Raw genomic sequence first — 5,573 nt, 5'->3', positions numbered from 1 at the left:
GACCATGCCCTAGCCATCATCGATTGCCTTCTGAGCAAGGCCTGTGAGTCGCCGCAGGTGACCCACACTGGCGCGATACCCGATCGCATCGGCATCCGGCAATTGCGAATCGATCTCGGCAACTACATCGACCGCGTCGCGGCCGGCGAAACCATCGACGTGACCCGCCGCGGACGGGTCGTGGCGCGCCTGCAGCAGCCCACGAACTGACGGCGGCCACCCGAGCCAGCTCTTCACAGCAATAGCCAGCCAAACTTCGCGCCGCAAACACCCCGTGTGAACGGTGAGGGAACGGATCCCCACGACCTGCGCTCGACAGGCCGGAAAAGCCAGCACGACTAGGGCATCGACAGCTTGGTCAGACCGGTTAGCTCGTCGCCTCGCGTAAGCGTTTCAAGCTAACGCGCCGGGGCGGCGTCGTCGCGCGTTCGCCCGGTTTCCGCCCCTTCGAGGTATTGTCGGTTGCATCGCGTCTTTTGTCGGCCCGTGTGCGCTTCGGCTTATTAGCGGGTGTGGGGGGCGGTGTTGGGCGGAAACTGTATAAGAGCTTATCGATGACAGTCAGGGCATGGTGGCGCGCTGTTACGGGATCGACGGATTGGGCGATTTCCCAAGAAAGTTCGTTCAATGCGCCGCGCAGGGTGGCGACCAGCATGGTCGCAGCACACCCGCCGGGCTTGGTGGGCGCTAGCGTTTCGGCGATTGCCTGGATGAGCTCATCGTAATGAGGTATGTCGAGGGCAAACCACTGTTCCCACCCAATAGCGGCGGGTCCTTGAGCGAGCAAAATTGTTTGGTACGCGGGTTGGGCCCAAGCGTCCAGCAACGCAACGATCCCAGCGCGGAACCGATCCCAAGATTCTTGGTGCTGTCCGATGGCTGCCTGTATGCGCAACCAAGCGTCACGCTGCAGACCCTCGACCACCGACATGAACAAACCCAGTTTGTCGCCGAAATGATGTCGCAGTGCTCCGGAGCTGACGCCTGCGTGCTTGCATATTTGCCTCTCGTTGATGTCGGAATACGGACGCCGAGAGAATATTTCGCGGCCGGATGTGAGGATTCGGCTACGGATGACCTCGCCATCGCGGCCGGGGCGGGTCATCGGTGCCACCCTTCACCCCTTCTGCCAATCAACAGTCACAGTGAATGCTACATTCACTGTGACTGTGAATCTAGCAGACGGCTGTTGCCGGCGTCCCGGTCGGATCAAACAGCGCGCCGACACCGACAAACGACGCAGTGTGCTGACTGTCTTTGACTGGACGCTGGCGGTGATCGCCGATTGGCTGGCGCACCGACAGCGCTGCATGGATGACAGCATCCTCGGATCCGGCACTGTCTGGCCTGGCCAGTGAGGACATCCCACTCAGCCACGACGGTTTCGACGCCGCCGGACAAAACAGCCAGGTCGCACATCTGCGCAGCCTCCTCGAGCACACGGCCTGCTCCCGCCACGCGAGGACCCCTTGCCCATGTCCAGGCCTGGCTGGCCTCAAAACTCAAAGCGATCTGCGAGCCAGTCGTTCGAGTCCCGCGTCGAGCAATTCGCCACATACATCACCTACACCACCTACGCCGAACCTCTGCTTCGGGCCAAAGCTCCCACGGACTAACACATTCGGCGCGACAAGAAGGTGTAAGGCGTGATTCGGCGTCCCGTGGAGTAATTCCTTGATCCATGCCAGCCCGTTGGTCTTGGGTGAGCAAGCGGGTGATCTGGGCTTAGGCGTCGGTCACCACCGCGATCCTGTCTAGGTATCTCACCTATTGCTCCTCAATGATCATTCGGATGCGTTCAACCGACTTCTCCAGGTTGGCCTGCAGGTCGGCGCGGCGATCTCGGACCCAGAGGAAAAGGAGCTCAAAGACGACGGCGGTCAGCGGCATGGGCACACACATGCGGACGCTTTCGGTCAAACGTGTTGTGTTCTCTGACGGGCCCGAGTCGAGGCGAAACGTCCATTGAGTCCAGTCACCGCCGAAAGCCTGGACGATAAACGAGAATTCGCGGTCTGGTTCGGCGGTCTCGACATTGGATGTCGTGGTCCATCGGCCAAGACGGCGCCGGTTGCGTGCCTCGAAAGTCTTCGCGTCGAGCCATCGGGCGCTGACAGTCTCCGGGCTCCACTGCGGTATACGGGTGATGTCGGAGACCAGGGCGTACACGGCGTGAGCCGGAGCGCGCACATCGGTCCAGGCAGACAGCGTTTCATCCTTCTGCAACAGAGACAAGGCAAACCCTTTCACCCATCATGGACAGCACGTCGACAGCGGACTGTAGAGGTCGCGTCCTAACGGTAACTTACCTCCACAAGCCCAAGTATCCACTCCTGGAAGTATTCTAAATCTGTTCGATGACCTCGTGCAGTGGCGCCAACATCCTCAGCAGGTCGGCCTGGGGATCAACCGTCGCCTCACCGCCGACGCGGTCAGCGAGATAGGGCTGGACCCGGTGACGATGGAGTCAGTTGCTCAGCGCATCGGTCTCAGCACTGCGGCGGCGCTGTATCACCATGTGAGCGGGCGCAAAGACTGCTGCGCATGGCATGCGAGCAGATGATCTCCACCGCTCCCGATCTCAGCACCGCCGGCAGGCACTGGTCGAGAAGCTGGGGCAATGGGCTCTCAGCATTCGATGTCTGCTGGCCCGCTCATCCAGCGCTCATTCAACTGAACGTCAGCGGAGTGGTCGGCGACGACAACCAGCTGCCGGCCGTTGCATCCCCGCCAAAGACCTTGTAGCACAGGGGTCCTGACGTCTCCGCCGTGATCACCGCAGTAGAAACCATCGGGGCGGTGGCCAACGGATCGGCGATTCATGACATACAAAGTGCTCGAGCAGCAAGCAGCGGCCAAACCTGGGCCCGCTTTCATTCGATGAATCATTCCGGCGACAATCCACGGCATCACCCGTCGTAGGCCGCAGTACGGCGCCGCTCCCCCGCCCTGCTGGGCGCAAGAGCAGAATCGACAAAGCAAAACCTCGGCTCGTATCTAATGCAGCGGTCGCCATGCTTCCACGAGATCGGCCGACTGTACGCGTCAAGCTCCAAATGCTGCGCCACAAAGGAATTGGCCGCTCTTCCGGTTTGCCTGCTCGGGTTTAGCCTGCTGACCGGACCTAGAGGGCATCCTCCTGATCGTCCCATTAAGAACGGAACTAAACCCGGGATAGTCCGTTGGTGTTGGTCTGATAACCAGCGGCGCGAGCCCACGCTCATCGCGTACCCCATCCGCTGACGCCACCGTCGCCGAGAGCCGCTGGATTCAACCGGTGATCGCAACACCGGCTTGTTGGAGTGAGCGTAGACGATCGTTGAAGCTTGTGCTGGTGTTCCCCCTGTGCTGGCGTTCCCCGGTTCAGCGTCTTGCGGAGTCGGACCGACGATATTGGCGTACAACGACTGTGGCGAACTCGATGATCGCGACAGCAATCGTCAGCTACTAGCGGCTCGTTCTTCGGTTACACCACAACTACTTTGCGGAAGCAATCGTCGCCCCGCCACTCTCCCGCAAGGTAACATCCTTCACTCACACGGGCCAGGCACTCGCCCCGCAGTGGCAACCCCGCTGTGCGCCAACAGCTTTGATTGCTTATCACGATGGCCGCGCCGGCTCTGCCGAGGTGACCCGGTCGCGGGAACGACGGGACGCCCACGCCGGCGGGCAGAAGCCGACTTGCGTTGAGGTAAATCGGGGATTTCATGTGCTAACCACCGAACCTTCGGTAAGTCCAGCGTTCGCGAGCGATACCACTCGTGATAGCAATTACGAATCATCTAGTAGGTTCCGGCTACAATGACATACGACACAATTAGCCCACGACGGCGGCGCATACTAAGAGGTGGCCGTGCATTTCACTGCTTTGCGTAAGAAGCGTTTATGTTTCGCGTAACTAGTTGTTCACCAGTTCAACTTTGCAGCGCCTGTATCGATGACTTATGGTTTGGGCATTCAAGCGACGAAACGGCCCGCTAGATTTGTTGAAATTGGGCCCGCAGTATCCAGAGGAACATCTTGCCCGAAATGCTCGGTGCTAGCAGCCAGCGACTAGCGCAAACCCCTGCAACGTCGGTGTCAACCTGGTCACGGTCACCGATGAGACATCATTCGATCTGCAAGCGCGCCCACATGCCACGGGACCATCCGCATCATTCAAACCTCGCCCCTGGAGCCCAATCCATATCAGCCGCAACGTCTCTCAACTTCGTTGATCAGGTAGCCCTGACTGTCTCCGAAGACAGGCAGTCCGGTGTCATGCTGCTGTTGCGGTCGGTGTTCGGGATGCAGTCCCAAGAAGGTCACGATCTCGTCGACGCCAACGGCCTTATGCGGCCGCGCCTTTACTCTCGACGCCCCGCACGCAGGTACGCTGCGTGTTGAACTCAGCACAATACCGGCCATGACGTCAGAACCTAATCGATCGCCACTGGCACGATTCGGCGGCGTTACCCACATCGCCTCCGCACTGACGACATCTTCAATGCGGCCGACCGCAGGCAACAACGCGGGTTTGAGCCTCTTCCCGTGCCGCAGAACTACTATGACGCCCCGGCTACACAAATCGAGTTCACCTCAGCCCAACTGAATATCATGAGCAGCTATGGAATCCTCTACGACGCCGATACCTTCGGCGGGCAGTTCTACCACTTCTTCACACTCGTGATCGGCGACGGCATTTTCTTCGAAGTTGTCCAACGCATCGGCAAGTATCCCGGCTACGAGGAGGTCAACTCCGCCTCAAGGCTAGCCGCGCAATGTGTATTTGAGTCACACGCTCAGCGAGCCACCCTATGAGTACAACCGCCTATGACTCGACACCAACTCATGCGGACCGAACCAGTGCAGACGAACGAACACCCCACCGCCCCAGCAGGAATGGATTCAGCAGTGCGGTTGTCTGCCTCGTGAACAACGTCGGTACGCGGAGCGCCTGCCGACGAAAGACCCTACGATAGAGATGGCGGCGATGGACTACGTTCTGCGACAGCAGGTTTCACGTTCCTTGATCGAAATTCGCCCTACGGTCGAGCAGTCCGAGTCCGGTTACCATGGACCGATGAACTGGACCGTCGACATCCCGATCGACCAGCTGCCGCAGTTGCCGCCGCTGTCGCCTGACCTGCGGGCTCGGCTGGACGCCGCACTGGCCAAGCCGGCCGCCCAGCAGCCCAGCTGGGACGCCGCGGAGGCCGCGGCGATGCGCACCGTCCTCGAGAGCGTCCCGCCGGTGACGGTGCCGTCGGAGATCGTCCGGCTGCAGGAACAGCTTGCCCAGGTCGCCAGGGGCGAGGCGTTCCTGCTGCAGGGCGGCGACTGCGCCGAGACCTTCACCGAGAACACCGAACCCCACATCCGCGGCAACATCCGCACCCTGCTGCAGATGGCCGTCGTGCTGACATACGGCGCCAGCCTGCCGGTGGTCAAGGTCGCCCGCATCGCCGGCCAGTACGCCAAGCCACGCTCGGCCGACATCGACGCGCTGGGCCTGCGGTCCTACCGCGGCGACATGATCAACGGCTTCGCCCCGGACGCCGCCGTGCGCGACCACGACCCGTCGCGGCTGGTGC

6 protein-coding genes are annotated in these 5,573 nt (G+C 60.9%); 3 read left to right on the top strand and 3 right to left on the bottom strand.

Annotated elements, in window-relative coordinates:
* Window positions 1–210, top strand: a 210-nt coding sequence (locus A5624_RS28675; protein ID WP_197518984.1) for a type II toxin-antitoxin system Phd/YefM family antitoxin, incomplete at its 5' end; no start/stop codon positions are given.
* 157 nt (window positions 211–367) lie between these two features.
* Here A5624_RS28675 and A5624_RS27540 read toward each other — a convergent pair.
* The 3 genes from A5624_RS27540 to A5624_RS28670 form a co-directional block, all read right to left on the bottom strand.
* Window positions 368–1,105: a TetR/AcrR family transcriptional regulator gene (locus tag A5624_RS27540; protein WP_082990599.1), complete on the bottom strand. Its 738-nt coding sequence runs from the start codon at window positions 1,103–1,105 to the stop codon at window positions 368–370.
* Window positions 1,106–1,767: 662 nt separating this feature from the next.
* A complete protein-coding gene (locus tag A5624_RS17955; protein ID WP_066868765.1) occupies window positions 1,768–2,235 on the bottom strand; it encodes an SRPBCC family protein in 468 nt (155 codons plus the stop codon).
* Window positions 2,236–4,188: 1,953 nt separating this feature from the next.
* On the bottom strand, window positions 4,189–4,506 hold the full coding sequence (locus tag A5624_RS28670; RefSeq protein ID WP_197518983.1) for a hypothetical protein: 318 nt from the start codon (window positions 4,504–4,506) through the stop codon (window positions 4,189–4,191).
* 24 nt (window positions 4,507–4,530) lie between these two features.
* Between A5624_RS28670 and A5624_RS17945 the strand changes: the two genes are divergently transcribed.
* Both A5624_RS17945 and A5624_RS17940 read left to right on the top strand, forming a co-directional pair.
* Window positions 4,531–4,800: a hypothetical protein gene (locus A5624_RS17945; RefSeq protein WP_066868761.1), complete on the top strand. Its 270-nt coding sequence runs from the start codon at window positions 4,531–4,533 to the stop codon at window positions 4,798–4,800.
* Window positions 4,801–5,062: 262 nt separating this feature from the next.
* Window positions 5,063–5,573, top strand: a 511-nt coding sequence (locus A5624_RS17940; RefSeq protein WP_197518982.1) for a 3-deoxy-7-phosphoheptulonate synthase, incomplete at its 3' end; no start/stop codon positions are given.

This window comes from Mycobacterium sp. 1482292.6, assembly GCF_001672995.1.
Classification (GTDB): Bacteria; Actinomycetota; Actinomycetes; order Mycobacteriales; family Mycobacteriaceae; genus Mycobacterium; species Mycobacterium europaeum_A.
Note: the sequence above shows the minus strand (reverse complement) of the source record. Positions and strands in the feature narration are given on the sequence as shown.

What these genes read in the sequence shown, in the direction of transcription:
- A5624_RS27540 (WP_082990599.1), bottom strand. Translation starts at nt 1,105, where the DNA reads ATGACCCGCCCCGGCCGCGATGGCGAGGTCATCCGTAGCCGAATCCTC.